This window comes from Azotobacter armeniacus (assembly GCF_054779355.1).
In genome coordinates this window covers 5,796-28,997 of the sequence record NZ_BAAGYK010000140.1, presented here as the reverse complement: position 1 = coordinate 28,997, position 23,202 = coordinate 5,796, and the positions used below count along the sequence as shown (strand labels likewise).

At 66.8% G+C, this 23,202-nt stretch carries 18 protein-coding genes; 12 read left to right on the top strand and 6 right to left on the bottom strand.

All coding sequences use genetic code 11. The features are described from left to right. From pyk to ACYVD0_RS19070, 4 genes are all read right to left on the bottom strand, one after another. Positions 1-950, bottom strand: a 950-nt coding sequence (gene pyk / locus ACYVD0_RS19085) for a pyruvate kinase (protein WP_460428272.1), incomplete at its 3' end; no start/stop codon positions are given. Positions 951-1,614: 664 nt separating this feature from the next. Then, positions 1,615-2,403: a TIM barrel protein gene (locus ACYVD0_RS19080; protein ID WP_460428271.1), complete on the bottom strand. Its 789-nt coding sequence runs from the start codon at positions 2,401-2,403 to the stop codon at positions 1,615-1,617. Between the two features lie 10 nt (positions 2,404-2,413). Beyond that, positions 2,414-3,421 (bottom strand): Gfo/Idh/MocA family oxidoreductase, encoded by a 1,008-nt coding sequence (locus ACYVD0_RS19075; protein WP_460428270.1) that lies wholly within the window; start codon positions 3,419-3,421, stop codon positions 2,414-2,416. A gap of 33 nt (positions 3,422-3,454) precedes the next feature. Then, entirely contained in the window at positions 3,455-4,930 is a 1,476-nt protein-coding gene (locus ACYVD0_RS19070; RefSeq protein WP_460428269.1) for an MFS transporter, read from the bottom strand. A gap of 208 nt (positions 4,931-5,138) precedes the next feature. Between ACYVD0_RS19070 and ACYVD0_RS19065 the strand changes: the two genes are divergently transcribed. Next, positions 5,139-7,145: a sigma-54-dependent Fis family transcriptional regulator gene (locus tag ACYVD0_RS19065; protein WP_460428268.1), complete on the top strand. Its 2,007-nt coding sequence runs from the start codon at positions 5,139-5,141 to the stop codon at positions 7,143-7,145. A 61-nt stretch (positions 7,146-7,206) separates the two neighbouring features. Here the strand turns inward: ACYVD0_RS19065 and ACYVD0_RS19060 are convergent, their stop codons facing one another. Next, positions 7,207-7,857 carry a LysR family transcriptional regulator gene (locus tag ACYVD0_RS19060; RefSeq protein ID WP_460428267.1) on the bottom strand — a complete coding sequence of 217 codons (651 nt, stop codon included), beginning with the start codon at positions 7,855-7,857 and terminating at the stop codon, positions 7,207-7,209. A 145-nt stretch (positions 7,858-8,002) separates the two neighbouring features. After that, on the bottom strand, positions 8,003-8,935 hold the full coding sequence (locus ACYVD0_RS19055; RefSeq protein ID WP_460428266.1) for a MurR/RpiR family transcriptional regulator: 933 nt from the start codon (positions 8,933-8,935) through the stop codon (positions 8,003-8,005). Positions 8,936-9,238: 303 nt separating this feature from the next. Between ACYVD0_RS19055 and ACYVD0_RS19050 the strand changes: the two genes are divergently transcribed. From ACYVD0_RS19050 to tnpA, 11 genes are all read left to right on the top strand, one after another. Next, complete coding sequence (locus tag ACYVD0_RS19050) at positions 9,239-11,182, top strand: 5-dehydro-2-deoxygluconokinase (protein ID WP_460428265.1); 1,944 nt, start codon at positions 9,239-9,241, stop codon at positions 11,180-11,182. A gap of 49 nt (positions 11,183-11,231) precedes the next feature. Next, on the top strand, positions 11,232-12,143 hold the full coding sequence (gene iolE / locus ACYVD0_RS19045) for an IolE/MocC family protein (RefSeq protein ID WP_460428264.1): 912 nt from the start codon (positions 11,232-11,234) through the stop codon (positions 12,141-12,143). A 12-nt stretch (positions 12,144-12,155) separates the two neighbouring features. Then, positions 12,156-12,965 (top strand): 5-deoxy-glucuronate isomerase, encoded by an 810-nt coding sequence (gene iolB, locus ACYVD0_RS19040; RefSeq protein ID WP_460428263.1) that lies wholly within the window; start codon positions 12,156-12,158, stop codon positions 12,963-12,965. Between the two features lie 77 nt (positions 12,966-13,042). Then, a complete protein-coding gene (locus tag ACYVD0_RS19035; RefSeq protein WP_460428262.1) occupies positions 13,043-14,497 on the top strand; it encodes a sugar porter family MFS transporter in 1,455 nt (484 codons plus the stop codon). A gap of 88 nt (positions 14,498-14,585) precedes the next feature. Further along, complete coding sequence (locus tag ACYVD0_RS19030; protein WP_460428261.1) at positions 14,586-16,085, top strand: CoA-acylating methylmalonate-semialdehyde dehydrogenase; 1,500 nt, start codon at positions 14,586-14,588, stop codon at positions 16,083-16,085. 36 nt (positions 16,086-16,121) lie between these two features. Next, positions 16,122-16,964 carry a TIM barrel protein gene (locus ACYVD0_RS19025; protein ID WP_460428260.1) on the top strand — a complete coding sequence of 281 codons (843 nt, stop codon included), beginning with the start codon at positions 16,122-16,124 and terminating at the stop codon, positions 16,962-16,964. Between the two features lie 117 nt (positions 16,965-17,081). After that, positions 17,082-19,019 carry a 3D-(3,5/4)-trihydroxycyclohexane-1,2-dione acylhydrolase (decyclizing) gene (gene iolD / locus ACYVD0_RS19020; protein WP_460428259.1) on the top strand — a complete coding sequence of 646 codons (1,938 nt, stop codon included), beginning with the start codon at positions 17,082-17,084 and terminating at the stop codon, positions 19,017-19,019. A gap of 75 nt (positions 19,020-19,094) precedes the next feature. Next, a complete protein-coding gene (gene iolG / locus ACYVD0_RS19015; protein WP_460428258.1) occupies positions 19,095-20,111 on the top strand; it encodes a Gfo/Idh/MocA family protein in 1,017 nt (338 codons plus the stop codon). Positions 20,112-20,207: 96 nt separating this feature from the next. Then, on the top strand, positions 20,208-21,134 hold the full coding sequence (locus ACYVD0_RS19010) for a sugar ABC transporter substrate-binding protein (RefSeq protein ID WP_460428257.1): 927 nt from the start codon (positions 20,208-20,210) through the stop codon (positions 21,132-21,134). Between the two features lie 129 nt (positions 21,135-21,263). Then, a complete protein-coding gene (locus ACYVD0_RS19005; RefSeq protein WP_460428256.1) occupies positions 21,264-22,064 on the top strand; it encodes a TIM barrel protein in 801 nt (266 codons plus the stop codon). Positions 22,065-22,674: 610 nt separating this feature from the next. Beyond that, positions 22,675-23,106 (top strand): IS200/IS605 family transposase, encoded by a 432-nt coding sequence (tnpA, locus tag ACYVD0_RS19000; RefSeq protein ID WP_460428255.1) that lies wholly within the window; start codon positions 22,675-22,677, stop codon positions 23,104-23,106. Positions 23,107-23,202: the final 96 nt, after the last annotated feature.

Here is a 23,202-nt window from a genome sequence, read left to right as displayed (position 1 = left end):
TCGGCCGAGAGCATCACCGCGTCGGTACCGTCGAGCACCGCGTTGGCCACGTCGAACACCTCGGCGCGGGTCGGCAGCGACTGGGTGATCATGGTCTCCATCATTTGCGTGGCGGTGATCACCGCCCGGTTGAGCACCCGCGCCCGCTCGATGATCAGCTTCTGCACGCCGACCAGCTCGGCGTCGCCGATCTCCACCCCGAGGTCGCCGCGGGCCACCATCACCGCCTCGGAGGCGAGGATGATCGCGTCGAGCGCCTGCTGATCGGCCACCGCCTCGGCGCGCTCGATCTTGGCGACCAGGCCGGCCGAGCCGCCGGCTTCCTGCATCAGCCGGCGGGCGTGCTGCATGTCGGCGGCATCGCGCGGGAAGGACACGGCCAGGTAGTCGACCTGCATGCTCGCGGCGGTCTTGATGTCCTGGCAGTCCTTCTCGGTCAGCGCCGAGGCCGACAGGCCGCCGCCCTTGCGGTTGATGCCCTTGTTGTTGGACAGCGGACCGCCGACCAGCACCTCGCAGATCAGCTGGCTGCCCTCGACCTTCAGGGCCTTGAGCACGATGCGCCCGTCGTCGAGCAGGAGGATGTCGCCGGGCTGGCTGTCGTTGATCAGCGCCTCGTAGTCGATGCCCACGCGGGTCGCATCGCCGGCGTTCTTGTCCAGCGCCGCGTCGAGGACGAACTGCTGGCCCTTCTGCAGTTGAACCTTGCCTTCGGCGAAGCGCGAGATGCGGATCTTCGGCCCCTGCAGGTCGGCGAGGATGGCGACGAAGCGCCCATGCCTGGCGGCCATCTCGCGGACCAGGGCGGCGCGGGCCATGTGTTCCTCGGCCTTGCCGTGGGAGAAGTTCAGGCGTACCACGTCGACACCGGCCTTGATCAGGCCTTCGAGGACTTCGGGGGTTTCGGTGGCTGGGCCGAGGGTGGCGACAATCTTGGTCCGGCGCTGCAGGCCGAACCACTCACGACGGCTGGAGGCTTGCGCGGCGGCGCCGGCCGTACGGGCGGGACGAATCAGTTCTTCGAGCATGACAACTCCAAGGAGTTCGGGGCCGGGGCCGGTTCTGCCGACCGTGAGGCCTGTCGCTTTCTATAATGTTGGTCAGTGTCGGTTCAGGCTCGCGCCCGGACTGCCACGGCGGCTGGCGCGCGGGCGCGGGCCCGCAGAAGATGGGAGATACGCATGGGGCACCTGCTGTGTTGTTCTTGTCGGTCGGCACCGACGGCCCGCGGCATATAAGAAGCGGCGAACCTCCGGCGTCTTGCCGAAGGACTCTATTGGAAAATAAATTCTAATTCAATACAAAATAGAATTTTTATACAAATACCGATTCGTGGCCGGCGACCACCGGCAACCGCCCCTGCATGCCTCCGCTCCGACGCCCACCTGAAGCCCTGCCGGAATGGACTGTCTGCCAGGTGGCCCGGCATGGTCGCGCAGGGTCTGCCGACGTGTTGACGCATGCCGCGACGGGGTCCGTTTGGCGCGGAACGGAAAACGAGGAAAGAAGGGGGCATTCCAAAATGAACGACGCGCGCCGCCCTGCCCTCCCGCCGATTTGGCGGGAGGGCAGGTTTACGCGGCGGCCTTGAAGGGGCCGGGACTTAGCGGGAGGTCAATCGAAGGAGAAGGCGTTGCGGAAACGCTGCAGCGCCAGCTCGGAATCCTCCGAGGCCCAGCCCTCCAGGCCGACCACACCGGTGTAGCCCATGTCGCGCAGGGCGCGGGCCACGGCGGGGTAGTTGATCTCGCCGGTCCCCGGTTCCCGGCGTCCCGGCACGTCCGCGACCTGGATCTCGCCGATGGCGGGGCCGGCGCGGCGGACCAGCTCGATCAGGTTTCCCTCGCCGATCTGCGCGTGGTAGAGGTCCAGGTTCATCTTCAGGTGCGGGCTGCCCACGGCCTCGACCAGCGCCAAGGTGTCCTCGGCCCTGGCGAAGGGCGTGCCCGGATGGTCGACCGGCAGATTCAGGTTTTCCAGCAGGAACACCTTGCCGACCTCTTCGCCCAGGCGGGCGATCTGCTCCAGCGTCTTGCAGGCCGTCAGCCACATGCGCCCGGTGATCACCTCGACCGGCCTGACCGGCAGCCCCTTGTCGTCCAGGCCGGTGCCATGCAGGTTCAGGCTCGGGCAGTTCAGTTGCTCGGCGATGGCGACGGACTCGCGCGCGCTGTCGAGCAGCGCCTTGATCCCGTCGGGCTCGGTCAGGTTGCCCGAGATGTAGCCGGTCATGGAGGTGAAGTCCGCGCCGGTAGCCGCCAAGGCCGGGATGTCCTTCTTCGTCCAGTCCCAGATCTCGGCGCTGAAGCCCAGCGCGTGGATGCGCCTGACGCGCTCCACGAACGGCAGGTCGAGAAAGACCATTTCGGCGCTGATCGCCAGTTTGAAAGGCGTGCTGCTCATGCGTCGCTCCTCAGAGTTTGATGGCCTTGCCCTGTTCCACGGATGCGATGCAGGCGCAGGCGATGGCCAGCGCCGCACGGGCATCCTCGCCGGTCGCCTGCGGGGTCTCGCCGGTGCGCAGGCAGTGGGCGAAGTGGTTCAGCTCGGCGATGTAGGCGTCGCGCAGCAGGTCGGTATCCATGCGCTGGGTGTCGGCCTGGATGCCGTCGCTGCCGTAGCTCAGCATGTCGCTCTTGGCGATGCTGCCCATGGTCAGCATGCCGGCGCTGCCGAACACCTCGCCGCGCACGTCGTAGCCGTAGACCGCCTGGAAGTTGGCCTCGGCGACGGCGATGGCGCCGTTGTCGTAGCGGATGCTGACCACGGCGGTATCCAGCAGCCCCTTGTCCTTGTATTCGAGTGCGATCAGGGCATCGGCCATGACGTGGACCTCGGTCGCCCTGGCCCCCGGGTTCAGGTAGTTCAGGGTGTCGAAGTCGTGGATCAGGGTCTCCAGGAAGATGCCCCACTTGCGAAAGCCCGCCGGATTGCCGAAGGCCGGGTCGCGGGTCAGGGAGCGCAGCAGCTGTGGCGTGCCGATGCGACCGGCCACCACCGCTTCGTGGGCGGCGCGGAAGCCCCTGACGAAACGCCGGTTGAAGCCGCACTGCAGGATCACGCCGGCCTCTTTCGCCGCCGCGATGGCCCGGTCGATCTCCTCCATGGTCCAGGACATGGGCTTCTCGCAGAAGATGCCCTTGCCGGCCCGGGCGGCACCGATGACCAGCTCGCAGTGCAGGGCGGAAGGCGCCCCGATCAGCACGCCGTCGATCTCCGGATCGTTGAGCAGCTGCTGCGGATCGGTGTAGACCTTCGCTACCCCCAGCTCCTGCGCCAGGCGGGCTGCCTGACCCGGGGTCGGATCGGCGATGGCCGCCAGGCAGGCGCCGGGAATGTGCCGGGCCGCGGTCTGGCCATGGAAGCTGCCCATGCGGCCCGCGCCGATGAGGCCGAGGCGGATGGTCTTGGTTGCGTTCATTGGATCACTCCTTTCTTGTCGTAGTAGTCGGGCTCAGTGCCGAGCCTTGAAGGTCAGGTCTTTGTTGGTGGAGAAGCTGTCCTGCCCGGCCGGCTTCGTACCCGGGCCGAAGCGTCTGGACTTGGAAAGCATCAGCGGCTCGATACGCTCCAGCGCCACGCCGCGGGTTTCGGGCAGGAAGCGGCCGATGAAATGGAAGCCGTACAAGCAGAAGCCGGCACAGATCAGCAGCGGGAAGGCGCCATTGAAGTGCTCGAGGAGGTATTCGCTGCGGTTGAAGATCGGAAAGGCCTGGGCCACGAAGAAATTGGCCACGTACATGGCGCAGAAGGACATACCCATGGCGACGGCGCGCATGCGGTTCGGGAACATCTCGGCGATCAGCAGCCAGGCGCCCAGACTCCAGGAGAAGCCGAACACCAGCACGAAGGTCACCAGGCCGACGACCGGCAGGATGCCCTGCATACCGCTCGAGATGACGCAGGCCGTCGCCAGCATGGTGGCGAAGCAGCCGAAGGCGCCCCAGCGCAGCAGCGGCACGCGACCGATCCGATCAACGTAGCGGGTTGCCAGGGCGATGCCGACGAAGTTGGCCGAGCCGATGAAGATGGTCTGCAGCAGCGCGTCCTGGCTGCCGAAGTTCATCGCCTGCAGCAGGGAGGGCGCGTAGTACATCAGGATGTTGATGCCAAAGAGCTGCTGCAGGACGGCGATGCCGCAGCCGATCAGGACGATGTACAGCAGCTTCGGGTTGCCCAGGATGCGCGTGCTGCGGGCCTCGCGCTCGACGGCCTTCTCCTCGGCGATGGACTGGACGATGAAGTCCAGCAGGTGCCCGGCATGCTCGGCATTGGACAGCCGGGTGAGCGTATTCAAGGCTTCGTCGTTGCGACCGACCATGACCTGCCAGCGCGGCGACTCCGGGATGAAGGCGACCAGGGCCAGGAAGATCACGCAGGGCACCACCTCGGAGCCGAGCATCCAGCGCCAGCCCAGTTCGACCAGCCACTGCTCGGTCATGCCGTAGGCGATCAGGAAGTTGATCACGTAGACGAGGACCTGGCCGCCGACCATGATCAGCTGCTGCAGGCCCAGCATGCGCCCGCGGTAGTCCTTGGGCGAGATTTCCGCGGTGTAGAGCGGCGTGGCCGTCGAGGCCATGCCGACCGCCAGGCCACCAATCATCCGGTAGATCACGAACCAGAAGAAGCTGGTGGCCAGCGCCGAGCCGACGGCCGAGATCAGGAAGAGGATCGCAGCGACGATCAGGGTCCGCTTGCGTCCTATGCGATTGGCCAGGTGGCCGACCCCGTAGGCGCCGAGAACGCAGCCGAAGATCACGTTGGAGACTGCCCAGCCGCTTTCCGCGGGCGAGAGGCTGAAGTACGTCGTCAGGGGCTCGATGGCTCCCGAGATCACCGAGGCGTCATAGCCGAGAATGAAACCGCCCAGCGAGGCGATCGCGCATATTCGCAGGACGAGCGACAGATTGTGAGTTCTGTGGGGCATTTGAGTTTCCTTGTTCTTATTTCTCAAATCACGGACCGGTACTTCATCCACCCGGTCCTCTCAGCATTGTTTTGGCAAGCCTCATGCCAAAACATAACAAATTGATATAAAAGAGTTTTTTATAAAAATCCCGCCCTCGCACTGTTTAAGCTGATGACATGTCAATCCAGACATGTCAAAAATATGAAAACTGGCAAGGGAGTGGACGATGCCACCCGCACAACAAGAAACGGCCTGCCCGCAGGTAGACCTCGACTACATCACCTCCATCGGCCAGGCCGGCCTGAGCGAAGGGCCGATCCTCGCAGTCGAGCAGGCCTGGCAGGCCTGCGTGGACGGGCAGCGTGAGCGCTCCGCCGGGGTCCGTCCGCTCATCTGGGAATCCTGGCAGCGCTGCGTCCGGGCCAGTCTCCGGCCCGACGACTTCGAGTACCGCTTCGTCGATGCCGCGGTTCTGGCCGAAAAGCTGGAAACCCACCGCGAGCTGATCGAGACGGCCGCGGAAATCATGCAGGGGCTGCTCGCCTATAACCCCCGGGGCCACATCAATCTGACCGACGCCGAGGGAACCACGCTGCACTTCTGCGGCCGGGACATCACGCCGGTGGGGAGCCTGCTGCTGGAGTCGCTGCAGGGAACCAACTGCACCGGGCTCGCCCTCGCGGAAAACCGCCTCGTGTACGTGCTGTCGGAGGAGAACTTCGGCACCTGGCTGCGCCAGCGCCGCATGCATTGCGCCGCCGCGCCGATCCGCGATCCCGCGGGACGCACCCTGGCGATCCTGACCCTCACCGCGGAACCCGGCTGGTTCCACTTCCACACCCTAGGCACCGTCCAGGCGGCGGCCGAGGCCGTGTCGCGGCAGTTGGCCCTGCAAGCGTTGCTGCGCGAGCAGCAGACGGTGCTCGAGGTGCTCAACGAGGGCCTCGTCGTGCTGGACGACCGGGGCCGCATCAAGGCCCTCAACCGCTATGCCCGCCAGCTGTTCCGGGTGGACCACGACCTGCTCGGCAGCCCGTTCCAGCGCCTGGGCCGCAGCGACCGGGCGGATAGCCTCCTGCTGAAGGCGGACGAGGGCCTGCACGACCTGGACATCGCCTTCCAGCTCCATGACGGCACGCACCTGTCCTGCCTGGCCTCCGTCTGCCCCACGGAGCACGGCGAACGGATCGTCTCGCTACGGGAGAACCGGCGCATCCGCGAAATCACCCGGCGCATCATCGGCACCCAGGCCAGCTACACCTTCGAGACCATCCGCGGCAGTTCGCGGGCCATGCAGGACGCCCTGCGCCTGGCGCGGATCGCCAGCCGGGGCGACTCGACCACCCTGATCCTGGGGGAAAGCGGCACCGGCAAGGAACTGTTCGCCCAGGCCATCCACAACGCCAGCGGCCGCTGCGGCGGGCCTTTCGTGGCGGTCAACTGCGGGGCCATCCCGCGCGACCTGGTGCAGAGCGAGCTGTTCGGCTACATCGAGGGCGCCTTCACCGGCTCGGCGCGGGGCGGGTCGGCCGGCAAGTTCGAACTGGCCGACGGCGGGACTATCTTCCTCGACGAGATCGGCGACATGCCCTTCGACGCCCAAGCCAGCCTGCTGCGGGTCCTGCAGGAGGGCGAGGTCACCCGGGTGGGCGCGAAGCGCTCGCAGCAGGTGGATGTGCGCATCGTCGCCGCCACCAACCGCAACCTGAGCCAGGCCGTCGCCGACGGCGCCTTCCGCGAGGACCTCTACTACCGGCTCAACGTGCTGGGCCTCACCGTCCCGCCCCTGCGAATGCGCCGGGAAGACATTCCGCTCCTGGCCCAGCACTTCCTCGAACGCTGCGCCCAGTCGCTGCGCAAACCCGTGCGCGGCCTGTCCCGGGAAGCGCTCGAGATCCTCTCGGCCCATGCCTGGCCGGGCAATGTCCGCGAACTGGAGAACACCATCGAGCGGGCGGCCAACCTGGCCACCGGCGAGCTGATCCAGCCGGACGACCTGCCCGTCGAGACCCTGCAGGTTTCGCGCAGACCGGCGCCGACCGCTGCGCCGGTCCCCGGGACGGCCATGGATCTGGTCGGCCACGAAATGAACGCCATCATCGCCGCCCTGTGGGACACCGGAGGCAACATCCGCCTGGCCGCGAAGCGGCTCGGCGTCTCCCGCGGGGGGCTGTACAACAAGATGAACCGCTACGGGCTGAGCGCCGACAGCTTCCGCGCAGGGCAGTGCTGAGCGCAGCGGAGGCCGGTGCTGCCAAATTGCGCGGCGGTGGGATTGATACAAAGGGTGGAAGTCAGCGATTGAACACCGCCTCCACCGATTGCAGCGGATAGTGCTTCGGATAAGGCAGGGATGCCACTCCGCTTTCGATGGCGGCACGGGCCACGGCATCGGAAACCAGGGTGATCAGCCGTGGGTCCATGGGCTTCGGAATGATGTATTCAGCTCGTCGTCGCGGGTAGGGCCGGGTCTCCAGGCCCTGGGCTGCGGTCTGCTCGGCGATGATGCCGAGCTCGGCGCGGCCGTCGGCCACCGCGCGGACCACTGCCGAGCCGACCCGCTCCTCGATATCGAACTTGATCTCCGGATAGCGGGCGACGAAGCCGGCGATGTCCTCCGGGAGGAACTGCGACAGCGCCGAGGTGATGGCATGGATATGGATATGACCCTTGACGCCGCTGGCGTACTCGCTGAGCTCGTTGTCCAGCCGGGCGAGGGTCTGCTTGACCTGGCGGGCATGGAACAGCAGCGACTGCCCGGCCGGGGTCAGCTCGACACCCCGGGCGTTGCGGATCAACAGGGGCGAACCGACCTGCTCCTCCAGCTCGCTGATGCGCTTGCTCACCGCCGAGACCGCCAGGTGCTTGAGGCGCGCGGCGCGGGTAAGGTTGCGTTCCTGGGCGATGGCGATGAACAGGTCCAGGCTGGTGAGGTCGTAGCGCATGGCAGGAACTTCTCCGAATGACTACGGAATAACGTCCTCCCGCTCGACTCGGGATGCAACTTTATTGTCCTCCCACAGCTCCGCCATACGACCGCGGCCATGACGAAGCAGCCAGGCCGATAAGGCAGAAGGCTGGAATGGCGGCCTAGTCGAGCTCGTCGTCGGGCTCGCCGTCCTCGAAACCGCCCGGTGCACCGATTTCCTCGACCGAGATTTCCAGACGGTAGGCCACGGCGATGAACAGTGCCTGGCACAGGCTCAGGGTGGAACTGAGCGAGCGGAAGGCGAAGGTGCTGCCCTCGTTCACCAGCAGCAGGGCGCTGGCGTGCTTGGCCAGCGGCGCCAGCTGGCTGTCGGTGATGACCAGCGTATGGGCCTTGTGCCGCCGGGCGGCGCGCACGCATTGCTGGGTTTCCTTGCCGTAGGGGCTGAAGCTGATGGCGACGACCAGGTCGCCTTCGCGCACGCTGCGCATCTGCTCGCGGTAGCCGCCTCCCAGGCCGCTGACCAGATGGACGCGCTTGTTGGTGTGCTGCAGGCTGTAGACCAGGTAGTGGGCCACGGCGAACGAGCGGCGCACGCCGACCACGTAGACGTTCTCGGCCTCGGCCACCAGGTTCACCGCCTTGTCGAACGCGGCCTCGTCGAGTTCCTGGGCCAGCCGGTCGAGGCCCGAACGGGTGGCGTTGATGCACTCGCGCGCCAGCTCGCCGCTGGAGGCCTTGTGCGAGCGGTTGGCGATCATCCGGCGGATGCGCTGCTGGTAGTTCTGGATCGGCGTGGCCTTGTCGGTGTAGGCCTCGCGGAACAGCGCCTGCATCTCGCTGAAGCCCTTGAAGCCGAAGCGCTGGGAGAAGCGCACGATGGCCGAGGGGTGTACCTCGCACTGCTGGGCGATATCGCTGACCCGGTCGACCATCACCCGGCCGCTCTGCTGGCTCATGTAGCCGGCGATGCGCTTGAGCTGGCGAGGCAGGGCCTCGTACTCCGCGCCGATCAGCTGCTGCAGGAGCTCCACGCTGGCCGGCGCCTCCTGCAGCGCTTCGCCGGAGTGGGCGGATGATTCGGAACTGGACATGCGCTCTTTTCCTCTCGTCGTGAATCCTGTGGCCGGCGGCGGCGCGATGGCGGCCGCAGCGGCAGAGTGAATCCCCTCTTCCCCTCGTTTCGTCCCCCCCTCGCCGTCCTGCGGGAGCACGACCAGTCTGCCGGCCGTACGGACAGGATACCCCAGTTAATGGAAAATTCATTCTAAATAATAAAATTATGGAAAAAATGTTGATTTAACGGCGCCGCCCGTTCTAATCTCGACCCATCGCATCAGTCACCACATTCGGGTGCGGAAAACGCAGGCCGACAAGAACACATAAGAGGAGGCAGCATGGGCGAAATCACTTTCGCAAGCGGACGTCAGCTGGACGTCATATGTCTGGGGCGCCTCGGCGTCGATCTGTACGCCCAGCAGATCGGCGCACGGCTCGAAGACGTCAGCAGCTTCGCCAAGTACCTGGGCGGCTCGTCCGCCAACATCGCCTTCGGCACCGCCCGCCTGGGCCTCAAGTCGGCGATGCTGACCCGCGTGGGCGACGACCACATGGGGCGCTTTCTGGTCGAGACGCTGGAGCGCGAAGGCTGCGACACCCGGGCGATCAAGGTCGATCCGGAGCGGCTGACCGCCATGGTCCTGCTGGGCATCAAGGACCGCGACACCTTCCCGCTGATCTTCTACCGCGAGAACTGCGCCGACATGGCGCTGTGCGAGGAAGACATCGACGAGGCCTTCATCGCCTCGAGCAAGGCGCTGCTGATCACCGGCACCCACTTCTCCACCGACGGCGTCTACAAGGCCAGCAGCAAGGCGCTCGACTACGCCGAGAAGCACAACGTCAAGCGCGTGCTGGACATCGACTACCGCCCGGTGCTCTGGGGCCTGACCGGCAAGGCCGACGGCGAGACCCGCTTCATCGCCAACGCCAAGGTCAGCGAGCACGTGCAGCGCATCCTGCCGCGCTTCGACCTGGTGGTCGGCACCGAGGAGGAGTTCCTCATCGCCGGCGGCTCCGAGGACCTGCTCACCGCCCTGCGCAAGGTGCGCGAGGTGACCGCCGCGACCCTGGTGGTCAAGCTCGGCCCGCTGGGCTGCACTGTCATCCATGGCGACATTCCCGCGCGCCTGGAAGATGGCAACATCTATAAGGGCATCCGCGTCGAGGTGATGAACGTGCTGGGTGCCGGCGACGCCTTCATGTCCGGCTTCCTGCGCGGCTGGCTCACCGAGGGCGACGACGAGCGCTGCTGCCGCCTGGCCAACGCCTGCGGCGGCCTGGTGGTATCGCGCCATGCCTGTGCCCCGGCGATGCCGACCCAGGCCGAACTCGACTACATCTTCAACAGCCCGGTGCCCATCACCCGCCCGGACCTCGACCCGCAGCTGAACCGCCTGCACCGGGTCAGCGTGCCGCGCAAGAGCTGGAAGCCGCTGTTCATCTTCGCCTTCGACCACCGCGGTCAACTGGTCGAACTGGCCCAGCAGGCCAGCCGCGAGCTCAAGGCGATTCCCGAGCTCAAGCAGCTGTTCGTCACCGCCATCGAGCGCGTCGAGGCCGACCTCGCCCGCCAGGGCATCGACGGCGACGTGGGTCTGCTGGCCGACCAGCGCTTCGGCCAGGACGCCCTCAACAGCGCCACCGGCCGCGGCTGGTGGATCGGCCGCCCGGTCGAGCTGCAGGGTTCGCGGCCGCTGGCCTTCGAACACGGCCGCTCGGTCGGCAGCAACCTGGTGCAGTGGCCGCGCGAGCACATCATCAAGTGCCTGGTGCAGTTCCACCCGGACGACGAACCGCTGCTGCGCCTGGAACAGGAGGCCCAGCTCAAGGGCCTCTACGAGGCGGCCCAGGCCAGCGGCCACGAGCTGCTGCTCGAGGTGATCCCGCCGAAGAACCACCCTTCCGAGCATCCGGACGTGCTCTACCGGGCGATCAAGCGGCTCTACAACATCGGCATCCAGCCGGACTGGTGGAAGATCGAGCCGCAGCCGGCCGAGGTGTACCAAAAGCTCGACGCGCTGATCACCGAGCGCGACCCCTACTGCCACGGCGTGGTCCTGCTCGGTCTGAACGCCCCGGTCGAGGCGCTCGCCGAGGGGTTCCGCCAGGCCGGCGCCAGCCAGGTCTGCCGCGGCTTCGCGGTCGGCCGGACGATCTTCCAGGAGCCCAGCCGGGCCTGGCTGGCCGGCGAGATCGACGACGAGACCCTGATCGCGCAGGTCCGGACCACCTTCGAGTTCCTGATCAAGTCCTGGCGCGAGGCGCGCCAGCAGGCCTGACGCCGCCCGGACCTTCGCTCAACCGAACAACGACAATCAGGTGACTGACATGACGAATCCATCGCTCAAGATCGGCATCAACCCGATCTCCTGGAGCAACGACGACCTGCCCTCGCTGGGCGGCGAAACCCCGCTGAGCACCGCCCTGTCCGAGGGCAAGGCGATCGGCTACCAGGGCTTCGAGCTCAACGGCAAGTTCCCCAAGACCCCCGAAGGCGTGCGCGCGGTGCTCGCCGAATACGGCCTGGAGCTGGTTTCCGGCTGGTATTCGAGCCTCTTGGCCCACCGCTCCGTGGAAGAAGAGATCGAGGCCATCGCCCCGCACTGCCGGCTGCTCGCCGAGAACGGCGCCAAGGTGCTGGTCTACGGCGAGGTCGCCGGCTCCATCCAGGGCCGGCGCATCGCCCTCGGCGAGCGCCCGCGCTTCTACACCGACGAAGCCTGGAAGACCTACGGCGACAAGCTCACCAAACTGGCCCGCTACACCCAGTCCCAGGGCCTGCGCCTGGCCTACCACCACCACATGGGCGCCTACGTGCAGGCCCCGGAGGACATCGACCGGCTGATGGCGGTCACCGGCGTGGAGGTCGGCCTGCTGTTCGACGCCGGCCACTGCTACCTGGGCGGCGGCGATCCGCTGAGCGTGCTCAAGAAGCACCTCGCCCGGGTCTGCCACGTGCACTGCAAGGACGTGCGCGAAGGCGTGGTCAAGCTCTCGCGCAACGAGCAGTGGAGCTTCCCGGAGTGCATCGTCAACGGCACCTTCACCGTGCCCGGCGACGGCGACATCGACTTCGAAGCCATCCTCGCCACCCTGCTGGCCGCCGGCTACCGCGGCTGGCTGGTGGTCGAGGCCGAGCAGGACCCGGCCGTGGCGCCCAGCTACGCCTACGCCAAGAAGGGCTTCGAGACGCTGAGCGGCCTGCTCGCCCGCCTCGCCCCTCAATACGCCACCGTCTGAAGGAGGATCACCGTGGATCTGCTCGTCAAAGGCTCCGCCGATCAACGCACCCTCGTCCAGGTGCCCGCAGGGGCGCTGGAGTACGTAGGCTTCTCCGCCCACCGTCTCGCCGACGGCGACGAACTGCCGGTCGCCGCGGCCGACCAGGAGGTGTGCCTCGTGCTGCTCGCCGGCAAGGCCACCGTCACCGCGGCCCATCCGCAGAAGGGCGCCTTCGCCTGGGAGAACATCGGCGAGCGGCCGAGCGTCTTCGAGCCCAAGTCGCCCTACGCCGTCTACCTGCCGCCGCACAGCGAAGCGCTGGTGCGCGCCCATGGCACGGCCGAGATAGCGCTGTGCCGGGCGCCCGGCAACCCGGACGAAACGCTGGCGCCGCGGCTGATCGAACCTGCGCAGATGAATCGTTCCACCCGCGGCAAGGGAGCGAATACCCGCTACGTCTGCGACATCCTGCCGGACAGCGCCGCGGCCCACTCGCTGCTGGTGGTCGAGGTGATCACCCCCTCGGGGCATACCTCCAGCTACCCGCCGCACCGCCACGACACCGACGACCTGCCGGCGCAGAGCTTCCTCGAGGAGTCCTACTACCACCGCCTGAACCCGGCGCAGGGCTTCGTCTTCCAGCGCGTCTACACCGACGACCGCAGCCTCGATGAGGCCATGGCGGTGGAGAACCACGACGTGGTGCTGGTGCCCCGCGGCTACCACCCGGTCAGCGTGCCCTACGGCTACACGTCCTACTACCTGAACGTGATGGCCGGCCCGACGCGCGCCTGGAAATTCCACAACGACCCGGCCCACGAATGGCTGCTCAAGCTCTAGGAAAGCTGCCTACCGAGCGGAAGCGACCTTTGCGGTAGCTGACTTCTGGACCAAGAACAACAACCAGAGCAAGCGACATGAACGACAAGACCGTTGCAACACAGCAGCACGATGTCTCCTACGTGCTGCGGATCTGCGCCGTGGCCGCCCTCGGCGGCATCCTCTTCGGCTACGACACGGCGGTGATCTCCGGCGCCGTGGAATCCCTTCGGGAATATTTCTCCCTCTCCCCCGCCCAAACCGGCTGGGCCGTCTCCAACGTGGTGATCGGCTGCATCGTCGGCGCCCTGGGCGCCGGCTGGGTCGCCGGCCGGCTGGGCCGCAAGAAGGCCCTGGTGCTGGCGGCGATCCTCTTCACCGTCTCGGCGGTCGGCTCGGCGCTGGTCGACAGCTTCGCCTGGTTCGTCGCCTACCGGATGATCGGCGGCCTCGCCGTGGGCCTGGCCTCGACCGTCTCGCCGATGTACATGTCCGAGGTCTCGCCGAAGGACATGCGCGGCCAGGCGCTGGGCATGCAGCAGATGGCGATCGTGCTCGGCCAGGTGGTGGTGTTCTACGTGAACTACCGGATCGCCGCCGGCGCCGCCCAGGAATGGCTGGTCGAGTACGGCTGGCGTTGGATGCTCGGCTCCGAAGTGGTCCCCTGCCTGCTGTTCTGCCTGTTCGTCTTCACCATCCCCGAATCGCCGCGCTGGCAGGCGATGGTCGGCCAGGACGAGCGGGCGCTGCGCACCCTGACCCGCATTTCCAACGCCGGGCATGCCCGCCACCTGCTCGTGGAAATCAAGGAATCCCTGCACCAGGACCGCCAGGGCCGGGCGCAGAAGCTGAACCTGCGCGAGGCCGGGCTGGCGCTGATCCTCTTCGTCGGCTGCATGCTGGCCATGCTGCAGCAGGTCACCGGGGTCAACGTGATGATGTACTACGCGCCGATGGTGCTGAAGAGCGTCACCGGCAGCACCGAATCGGCGCTGTTCCAGACCATCTGGATCGGCGTCATGCAGCTGGCCGGCAGCCTGGTCGGCATCTGGCTGATCGACCGGGTCGGCCGCCTGCCGCTGATGCGTATCGGCACCGTCGGCGCCATCGCCGGCCTGTTGGTCACCTCCTATGCCCTCTACACCCAGCAGACCGGCTACCTGGCGCTGTCCGGCATGCTGCTATTCATGGTGCTCTACGCGCTGTCCTGGGGCGTCGGCACCTGGGTGCTGATCTCCGAGATCTTCCCCAACCACATGCGCTCGATGGGCATGAGCGTGGTGGTGTGCAGCATGTGGGTGGCCAATTTCCTGGTCAGCCAGAGCTTCCCGATGCTCAACGAGCACCCGCTGCTGATGGAGCAGTTCCACGGCGCCTTCCCGATGTGGGTGTTCGCCGGCTGCTGCCTGTTCTGCTACTGGTTCGTCATCCGCTTCCTCCCGGAAACCCGCGGCGTGTCGCTGGAAAAGATGGAAGCGGTGATGCTGGCCAAGCTCAAGCGGCAACCCGCGACCCGCGAAGAACACTCCGCGCTGCGCTCCAGCCGGGCCTGATCCCCTGAACGCGGGACCGGCCAGGCGCCGGTCCTCCCCCAACGCCAATCAAGCTGCCGCCCTCCAGGCGGCAGGGAGGAACCCGAAAATGACTCAAACGACCCTCATCGGCCACTTCATCGACGGTCAGGTCCGGCACGCCGGCGAGCGCCACAGCGATGTGTTCAACCCGGCCCTCGGCGAAGTCACCGCGCGCGTCGTACTGGCCAGCCGGCAGACCGTCGACGAGGCCGTCGCCGCCGCCAGGGCCGCCTTCCCGGCCTGGTCCGAACGCTCCGCGCTGCAGCGCTCGCGCATCCTGTTCCGCTTCAAGGAGCTGCTCGACAGGCACCACAAGGAGCTGGCGGCGATCATCACCGCCGAGCACGGCAAGGTGCTCTCCGACGCCATGGGCGAGGTGACCCGCGGCATCGAGATCGTCGAGTTCGCCTGCGGCGCGCCGCACCTGCTGAAGACCGCCTACACCGACAACATCGGCGGCGGCATCGACAACTGGAACATGCGCCAGGCGCTGGGCGTCTGCGCCGGCATCACCCCGTTCAACTTCCCGGTGATGGTGCCGCTGTGGATGATCCCGATGGCCCTGGCCACCGGCAACACCTTCGTCCTCAAGCCCTCCGAGCGCGACCCCTCGGCCAGTCTGCTGATGGCCGACCTGCTCAAGCAGGCCGGCCTGCCGGACGGCGTGTTCAACGTGGTGCAGGGCGACAAGGACGCGGTCGACGCCCTGCTCCAGCACCCCGACGTCGAGGCGGTGTCCTTCGTCGGCTCGACGCCGATCGCCGAGTACATCTACCAGGAAGGCACCCGCCGCGGTAAGCGCGTGCAGGCCCTGGGCGGCGCCAAGAACCACATGATCGTGATGCCCGACGCCAACCTCGAGCAGGCCGCCGACGCGCTGATCGGCGCCGCCTACGGCTCGGCCGGCGAGCGCTGCATGGCGATCTCCATCGCCGTGGCGGTGGGCGACACCGGCGATGCGCTGATCGAGAAGCTGCTGCCGCGCATCGACCGCCTGCGCATCCGCAACGGCACGGACCCGGAGGCCGACATGGGCCCGCTGGTCACCGCCCAGCACAAGGCCAAGGTCGAGGGCTACATCGCCAAGGGCGTCGAGGAAGGCGCCCGGCTGATCGTCGACGGCCGCGACCTCAAGGTACCGGGTGCGGAGAACGGCTTCTTCGTCGGCGCCACCCTGTTCGATGGGGTTGGCACCGAGATGACCATCTACCAGGAGGAGATCTTCGGCCCGGTGCTCGGCATCGTCCGCGTGCCGGACTTCGCCGCCGCCGTGGAATTGATCAACGCCCACGAGTTCGGCAACGGCGTGTCCTGCTTCACCAGCGACGGCGGCGTCGCCCGCGCCTTCGCCCGCGCCATCAAGGTCGGCATGGTCGGCATCAACGTGCCGATCCCGGTGCCGATGGCCTGGCATTCCTTCGGCGGCTGGAAGCGTTCGCTGTTCGGCGATCACCACGCCTATGGGGAGGAAGGCATGCGTTTCTACACCCGTTACAAGAGCGTCATGCAGCGCTGGCCGGACAGCATCGCCAAGGGTCCGGAGTTCAGCATGCCGACCGCGAAGTAACCCAACCCCCTGCGTGTAGCCTTACGGAGAACAACAATGACCGCGTCCCTCCCCTTCGCCCTGAACCGCATCGTCGCCCCGACCCTGCCGCTGGCCGAGTTCCTCGATCTGGCACGCGCCCTGAAGGCCGACAGCATCGAGCTGCGCAACGACCTCACGGGCATCGAGATCGAGGACGGCACGCCGCCCGAACGGGTCCGCGAGCTGTGCCAGGCCAAGGGCGTCCGCGTGCTGAGCATCAACGCCCTCTACCCCTTCGACGTGTGGAACGACGAGCGCCGCGCCCGGGCGCTGAAGCTCGCCGCCTATGCCCGCGCCTGCGGCGCCGAGGGGCTGGTGCTCTGCCCGCTGAACGACCCGGCCGACCCGCGCAGCCGCGCCGAACGGGTCCGGGGACTGCGCACCGCGCTGACCGCGCTGGCGCCGATCCTGCGCGAGCACGGCCTGCTCGGCTTCGTCGAGCCGCGGGGCTTCGAGAGCAGCGCACTGCGCCGCAAGCACGACGCCGTGGAGGCTATCAAGGGCATCGGCGGGCTCGACGTGTTCCGTCTGGTCCACGACACCTTCCACCACCACCTGGCCGGCGAGCAGGAGTTCTTCCCCGAGCTGACCGGCATCGTGCACATCTCCGGGGTCGAGGACCGCCAGGTCGCGCTGGCCGAGATCCGCGACGGCCACCGCGTGCTGGTCGGCGAGGCCGACCTCCTCGGCAACGCCGAACAGATCCGCCGCCTGCTGGAGCTGGGCTACCGCGGCCCGTTCTCCTTCGAGCCCTTCGCCGAGAGCGTGCACGCCCTGGCCGAGATCCGCCCGGCGCTGCAGGAAAGCATGCGCCACCTGCAGGCGAGCGTCGCGATACCCGAGGGCTGCGCCGCGTAACCCACCCGTTTTCCAAGCGACGTAGGGCGGGTGCAACCCGCCGAACACGGCCGGGCCCCACGCTGAAACGGCGGGTTTCACCCGCCCTACGAAGCACCACCGAATTGAGGGGAACCTATGAGTACGATACGACTGACCATGGCCCAGGCGCTGGTGAAATTCCTCGACAACCAGTACGTCAGCGTCGACGGCGTCGAGAGCAAGTTCGTCAAGGGCATCTTCACCATCTTCGGCCACGGCAACGTACTGGGCCTGGGGCAGGCGCTGGAACAGGACCCGGGCGAGCTGGTCGTCCACCAGGGCCGCAACGAGCAGGGCATGGTCCACGCCGCCATCGGCTTCGCCAAGCAGAAGCGCCGCCGGCAGATCTACGCCTGCACCTCCTCGGTCGGCCCCGGCGCGGCGAACATGATCACCGCTGCCGCCACCGCCACCGCCAACCGGATTCCCGTGCTGCTGCTGCCGGGCGACGTCTACGCCAGCCGCCAGCCCGACCCGGTGCTGCAGCAGATCGAGCAGACCCACGACCTGTCGATCAGCACCAACGACGCCTTCAAGGCGGTCAGCAAGTACTGGGACCGCGTCAGCCGCCCCGAGCAGCTGATGAGCGCGGCGATCAACGCCATGCGCGTGCTCACCGATCCGGCCGAGACCGGCGCGGTGACCCTGGCGCTGCCGCAGGACGTGCAGGGCGAGGCCTACGACTACCCGGACTACTTCTTCGCCCGGCGCGTGCACCGCCTCGACCGCCGCCCGGCCACCGAGGCCATGCTGGCCGACGCCGTGGCGCTCCTTCAAGGCAAGCGCAAGCCGCTGCTGATCTGCGGCGGCGGGGTGAAATACTCCGGCGCCGCCGAGGCCCTGCAACGCTTCGCCGAACGCTTCGCCATCCCCTTCGCCGAGACCCAGGCCGGCAAGAGCGCCATCGTCTCCGCCCATCCGCTGAACCTCGGCGGCATCGGCGTGACCGGCGGCCTGGCGGCCAACCTGCTGGCCAGCGAAGCCGACCTGGTGATCGGCGTCGGCACCCGCTACACCGACTTCACCAGCGGCTCCAAGAGCCTGTTCCAGAACCCCGAGGTGGCCTTCCTCAACCTCAACGTCAGCGCCTTCGACGCCTGCAAGCTCGACGCCGTGCAGCTGGTGGCCGACGCCCGCGCCGGCCTGGAAGCGCTCGGCGAAGCCCTTGGCCGCAGCGGCTACCAGGCCCGGTGGGGCGATGCGCCGGCGCAGGCGAAGGCCAGGCTGCAGGAGGAGACCGACCGCCTCCACGCCGTGGAATACGGCGGCGAAGGCTTCGTCCCGGAAGTCGACGATCCCCTGCCGCGCCGCGTGCTGGAGGAATTCGTCGAGCTGACCGGCTCCAGCCTGATCCAGAGCCAGGTACTCGGGGTACTCAACCGCACCCTGGCCGACGACGCCATCATCGTCGGCGCCTCCGGCAGCCTGCCGGGCGACCTGCAGCGCGCCTGGTGCAGCAAGGCGCCCGACACCTATCACATGGAATACGGCTATTCCTGCATGGGCTACGAGGTGAACGCCGCCCTCGGGGTGAAGCTGGCCGAGCCCGACCGCGAGGTCTACACCCTGGTCGGCGACGGCTCCTACCTGATGCTGCACTCGGAGCTGGCCACCTCCATCCAGGAGCGCCGCAAGATCAACGTGGTCCTGCTCGACAACATGGCCTTCGGCTGCATCAACAACCTGCAGATGGGCCATGGCATGGGCAGCTTCGGCACCGAGTTCCGCTACCGCAACCCGGAGACCGGCCGGCTCGACGGCGGCCTCGTGCCGGTCGACTTCGCCATGAGCGCGGCGGCCTACGGCTGCAAGACCTACCGGGTGACGACCCTCGACGAGCTGCACGCGGCGCTGGAGGACGCCCGCCGGCAGAGCGTCTCCACCCTCATCGACATCAAGGTGCTGCCCAAGACCATGCTCCACGGCTACCTGTCCTGGTGGCGGGTCGGCGGCGCCCAGGCCTCGAAGAGCGAACGCATCGCGGCGGTCGCGCGAGTCCTTCAAGAGAACCTCGCCAAGGCCCGGCAGTACTGAGTTTCGCCCGAAACTGCGCGGCAGCCCGCGCAGGACTTTCCCCACAACAATGCCAATGAAAGGAAGAAACGCATCATGACCTTGAACATCGGAGTGATCGGCACCGGCGCCATCGGCCAGGACCATATCCGTCGCTGCAGCTTCGCGCTGTCGGGCGCACGGGTGGTCGCGGTCAACGACATCAACCTGGACCAGGCGAAGAAGGTGGTGAGCGATCTGGGCATCGAGGCGGAGGTCTACGCCGACGCGCACGAACTGATCAACGCCGCCAACGTGGACGCGATCCTGGTGACCTCCTGGGGCCCCAGCCACGAGGAGTTCGTGCTGTCGGCGATCAAGGCCGGCAAGCCGGTGTTCTGCGAGAAGCCCCTGGCGGTGACCGCCGCGGGCTGCAAGAACATCGTCGACGCGGAAATGGCCTTCGGCAAACGCCTGGTCCAGGTCGGCTTCATGCGCCCCTACGACCAGGGCTACCGCGCCCTCAAGGCGGCCATCGACGGCGGCCGGCTCGGCGAGCCGCTGATGATCCACGCCGCGCACCGCAATGCCCGCGTCGGCCAGGCCTACGCCACCGACATGGCCATCACCGACACCCTGATCCACGAGATCAACGTGCTGGGCTGGCTGCTCGACGACCACTACGTCTCGGCCCAGGTGATCTTCCCGCGCAAGACTTCCAAGGCGCTGGCTCATCTCAAGGACCCGCAGATCGTCCTGCTGGAAACCGCCAGGGGCACCCGCATCGACGTGGAGGTCTTCGTCAACTGCCAGTACGGCTACGACATCCAGTGCGAGGTGGTCGGCGAAACCGGCATCGCTCGCCTGCCGGAGCCGTCCTCGGTGCAACTGCGCAGCGAGGCCAAGCTCTCCAACGAGATCCTGGTCGACTGGAAGGACCGCTTCATCGCCGCCTACGACGTCGAGCTGCAGGCCTTCATCGACGCCGTCGTCGCCGGCCGGGTCGGCGGCCCCTCCGCCTGGGACGGCTACACCGCGGCGGTGACCGCCGACGCCTGCGTGGCCGCCCAGCGCAGCGGCAAGGTCGAGCCGATCGAACTGCCCGAGCGCCCGGCCTTCTACGCCCCGGCCTGATCCCGGCGACAACGACAACACCCGCCGCCTGCCCTCCCCGGGCAGGCCGGCATGGTTCGGCTTCGAATCGACAATAACAACAAGTGGAGATCTTCGATGCACATCAAGAAACGTCTGGCCGCGGCCGCCCTGTCCCTGATCGCCAGCACCACCGCCCTGGCCGACTTGAAAGTCGGCGCCGTCATGGCGACCTTCGACGACAACTATGCCACCTACCTGCGCGAATACATGGCCGCCAAGGCCAAGTCCGACGGCGTGCAACTGCAGTTCGAGGACGCGCGCAACGACGTGGTGAAACAGCTCAGCCAGGTGGAGAGCTTCATCAGCCAGAAGGCCGACGCCATCATCGTCCAGCCGGTGGATACCGCCGCCACCCGCAGCATCACCGAGGCGGCGGTCAAGGCCGGCATCCCGCTGGTATACATCAACCGCGAACCGGACGATCCGAAGCTTCCGACCGGCGTGGCAACCGTGACCTCCGACGAGTTCGAGGCCGGCCGCCTGCAGATGCAGTACATGGCCAAGACGATGGACGGCAAGGGCCGCATCGGCATCCTCATGGGTGACCTGGCCAACAATGCCACCCAAAGCCGCACCCAGGGCATCAAGGAAGTGCTGGCCAAGTATCCGGGAATCACCGTCGTCGAAGAGCAGACCGGCCTCTGGCTGCGCGACAAGGGCATGGACCTGACCAGCAACTGGCTGCTGGCCGGCCATCAACTGGACGCCATTCTCTCCAACAACGACGAGATGGGCATCGGCGCGGCCATGGCCCTGCGCCAGGCCGGCAAGAAGGATGTGCTGGTCGGCGGCATCGACGGCACCCCCGATGGGCTCACGGCAGTCAAGCGCGGCCTGCTGGCGGTATCGGTGTTCCAGGACGCCAAGGCCCAGTCCGAAGGCGCGCTGGACGCCGCACTGAAGATGGCCGCCAAGCAGCCGGTCGAGCAGCGCGTGGTGATCCCCTTCCGGCTGATCACCCTGGAGAACGTCGGCGAGTTCCAGATGGCCAACAAGCGCTGAAATCCCGGGACAGTCCGGCCGCCGCCAGCCCCGGCGCGCGGCCGACCCATCCGGAAATCCGGGACTCTCCCGGATTTCTGCGCTTTACGAGCCCGGTCAGCCGCGCTCCCTGCGAACAGGAGTCTTCCCATGCACGGACACCACGGATCGCCTTTCAAGCTGGCGGTCAGTGCCGAAATGCTCTTCCTCGACCGGCCCTTCGTCGAGCGCGTGAGGCGCATCCACGAGCTGGGCTTCGGCGTCGAGATCTGGGACTGGACCAGGAAGGACATCGCCGCCCTGGCGGCCACCGGCGCCGACTTCACCTCGATGACCGGCTATGTCTCCGGGAACCTGACCGAGCCGGAGGGCATCGCCGCCCTGCTCGCCAGCGCGAAGGAATCGCTCGCCGTCGCCGAACGACTCGGCTGCCCCTGCCTGAACCTGCACGGCACCGGCCTCGACGACAAGGGCTTGCCGGTCCGGCCCGTCGAGCGGATCACGGGCAGGATGTGGCTGGCCGCCTATAAGACGCTGGCCGAACTGGCCAGGCTGGGACAAAGGGCCGGCAAGGTCTTCACGCTGGAAAACCTGAACACGGCCATCGACCATCCCGGCGTGCCCTTCGCCAGGGCCGAGGACACGCTGGCGCTGGTCGAGGCGGTGGACAGTCCCCATCTCAGGATGAACCTGGACCTCTACCACGCGCAGATCGGCGAGGGGAACCTGATCGAACTGATCCGCCGGGCCGGCCCCGCCATCGGCGAAATCCAGGCGGCGGACGTTCCGGGCCGCCGGGAGCCGGGGACCGGCGAGATCAACTATCCGGCCATCGCCCGGGCCCTGCACGAGATGGGTTACCAAGGGGTCGTCGGCCTTGAAGGCTGGGCCTCGGGAGAGCCTGAAACGGCATTGCGGCGTTTCCGCGAGGCCTTCTCCATCGCTGCCTGAACATCGGCCAAGCCCGGTCGCTGCCGGCTACAGCGTGCAGTACCGGACCTTCCCCTGCCCCCCGAACTCCGGGTTTTTCCGGCGTTCTCGCGTCACAGGCACACCCACCTCGCCGACAACCGACAGCCATTTTCCGGCCATTCATCGGTTCGACACGGCAAACGGCATCGCCCGCTGCGCTCTGCTCCCTGGCAGGCCAAGGACACTCCCCTCTCCATCGCCGAACGGCTGCGCTGGCCGCCCTGCTGCCGCTTGCCATGCTGGCCAGCTACACGCAGTGCCTGCCGATGCCATGGCGGCCGAGGTATGGGGATACTGGCGCGGGAAACATTGGTGTATAACTTCCCGAAACAGTCATCATGACCGCGAAACCCGCGGCCTAGACAGGGGGGGCGGGCATGACAAGGAATGTTATCCACCACGCCCGTTCGGGTAGTTATGCACCAGTTGGTGTCTAATAGTAATTAACCAACAATATCCACCATCGGGCGTAGGGAAACGTAAATAAATAAGGTAATCCCCCGGCTTAGCCGGGGGACTCCTTGAGATTTGACCGTGTGATACGGTCATCGGGAGCCTTCTGTCTCGACCAAGAGATAGGAGGTACCCGATGAGAGACTATCAGAGTCTCGCGCACACGAAGTGGGATTGTAAGTACCACGTTGTTTTCATCCCGAAGAGGCGCAAAAAGGCGATCTTCGGGGCAATTCGCAAGCACCTTGGCGAACTGTTGCATGAGTTGGCGAGGCAGAGGGAGTGCCGGATAGTGGAGGGCCATTTGATGCCTGACCATGTCCACATGTGCATCAGCATCCCACCCAAGCACTCGGTGTCGTATGTGGTGGGCTACATCAAGGGCAAGAGTGCGATTTCGATAGCGCGGCGTTTTATGGGAAAGGTGAAGAACTTCACGGGTGAGAATTTCTGGGCTCGGGGGTATTTCGTTTCAACCGTGGGGCTGGACGAGGGGGTGGTACGTGCATACATCCGGAACCAGGAAAAGGAAGATGAGCACTATGACCAGCTCAAGTTTGGCCTGTAGCGACAGCCGCCTTCAGGCGGCCCAACTGCTTGCCCCTTTGAGGGGCTAACAGAATAAAGCCCCCGGCTTTGCCGGGGGATACTTACTGGATACGCA

Coding starts and splice junctions, on each gene's coding strand:
- ACYVD0_RS19080 (WP_460428271.1), bottom strand. CDS start 2,403: ATGAGCAGCACGCCTTTCAAACTGGCGATCAGCGCCGAAATGGTCTTT.
- ACYVD0_RS19075 (WP_460428270.1), bottom strand. CDS start 3,421: ATGAACGCAACCAAGACCATCCGCCTCGGCCTCATCGGCGCGGGCCGC.
- ACYVD0_RS19070 (WP_460428269.1), bottom strand. CDS start 4,930: ATGCCCCACAGAACTCACAATCTGTCGCTCGTCCTGCGAATATGCGCG.
- ACYVD0_RS19065 (WP_460428268.1), top strand. CDS start 5,139: ATGCCACCCGCACAACAAGAAACGGCCTGCCCGCAGGTAGACCTCGAC.
- ACYVD0_RS19060 (WP_460428267.1), bottom strand. CDS start 7,857: ATGCGCTACGACCTCACCAGCCTGGACCTGTTCATCGCCATCGCCCAG.
- ACYVD0_RS19055 (WP_460428266.1), bottom strand. CDS start 8,935: ATGTCCAGTTCCGAATCATCCGCCCACTCCGGCGAAGCGCTGCAGGAG.
- ACYVD0_RS19050 (WP_460428265.1), top strand. CDS start 9,239: ATGGGCGAAATCACTTTCGCAAGCGGACGTCAGCTGGACGTCATATGT.
- iolE (WP_460428264.1), top strand. CDS start 11,232: ATGACGAATCCATCGCTCAAGATCGGCATCAACCCGATCTCCTGGAGC.
- ACYVD0_RS19035 (WP_460428262.1), top strand. CDS start 13,043: ATGAACGACAAGACCGTTGCAACACAGCAGCACGATGTCTCCTACGTG.
- ACYVD0_RS19030 (WP_460428261.1), top strand. CDS start 14,586: ATGACTCAAACGACCCTCATCGGCCACTTCATCGACGGTCAGGTCCGG.
- ACYVD0_RS19025 (WP_460428260.1), top strand. CDS start 16,122: ATGACCGCGTCCCTCCCCTTCGCCCTGAACCGCATCGTCGCCCCGACC.
- iolD (WP_460428259.1), top strand. CDS start 17,082: ATGAGTACGATACGACTGACCATGGCCCAGGCGCTGGTGAAATTCCTC.
- iolG (WP_460428258.1), top strand. CDS start 19,095: ATGACCTTGAACATCGGAGTGATCGGCACCGGCGCCATCGGCCAGGAC.
- ACYVD0_RS19010 (WP_460428257.1), top strand. CDS start 20,208: ATGCACATCAAGAAACGTCTGGCCGCGGCCGCCCTGTCCCTGATCGCC.
- ACYVD0_RS19005 (WP_460428256.1), top strand. CDS start 21,264: ATGCACGGACACCACGGATCGCCTTTCAAGCTGGCGGTCAGTGCCGAA.
- tnpA (WP_460428255.1), top strand. CDS start 22,675: ATGAGAGACTATCAGAGTCTCGCGCACACGAAGTGGGATTGTAAGTAC.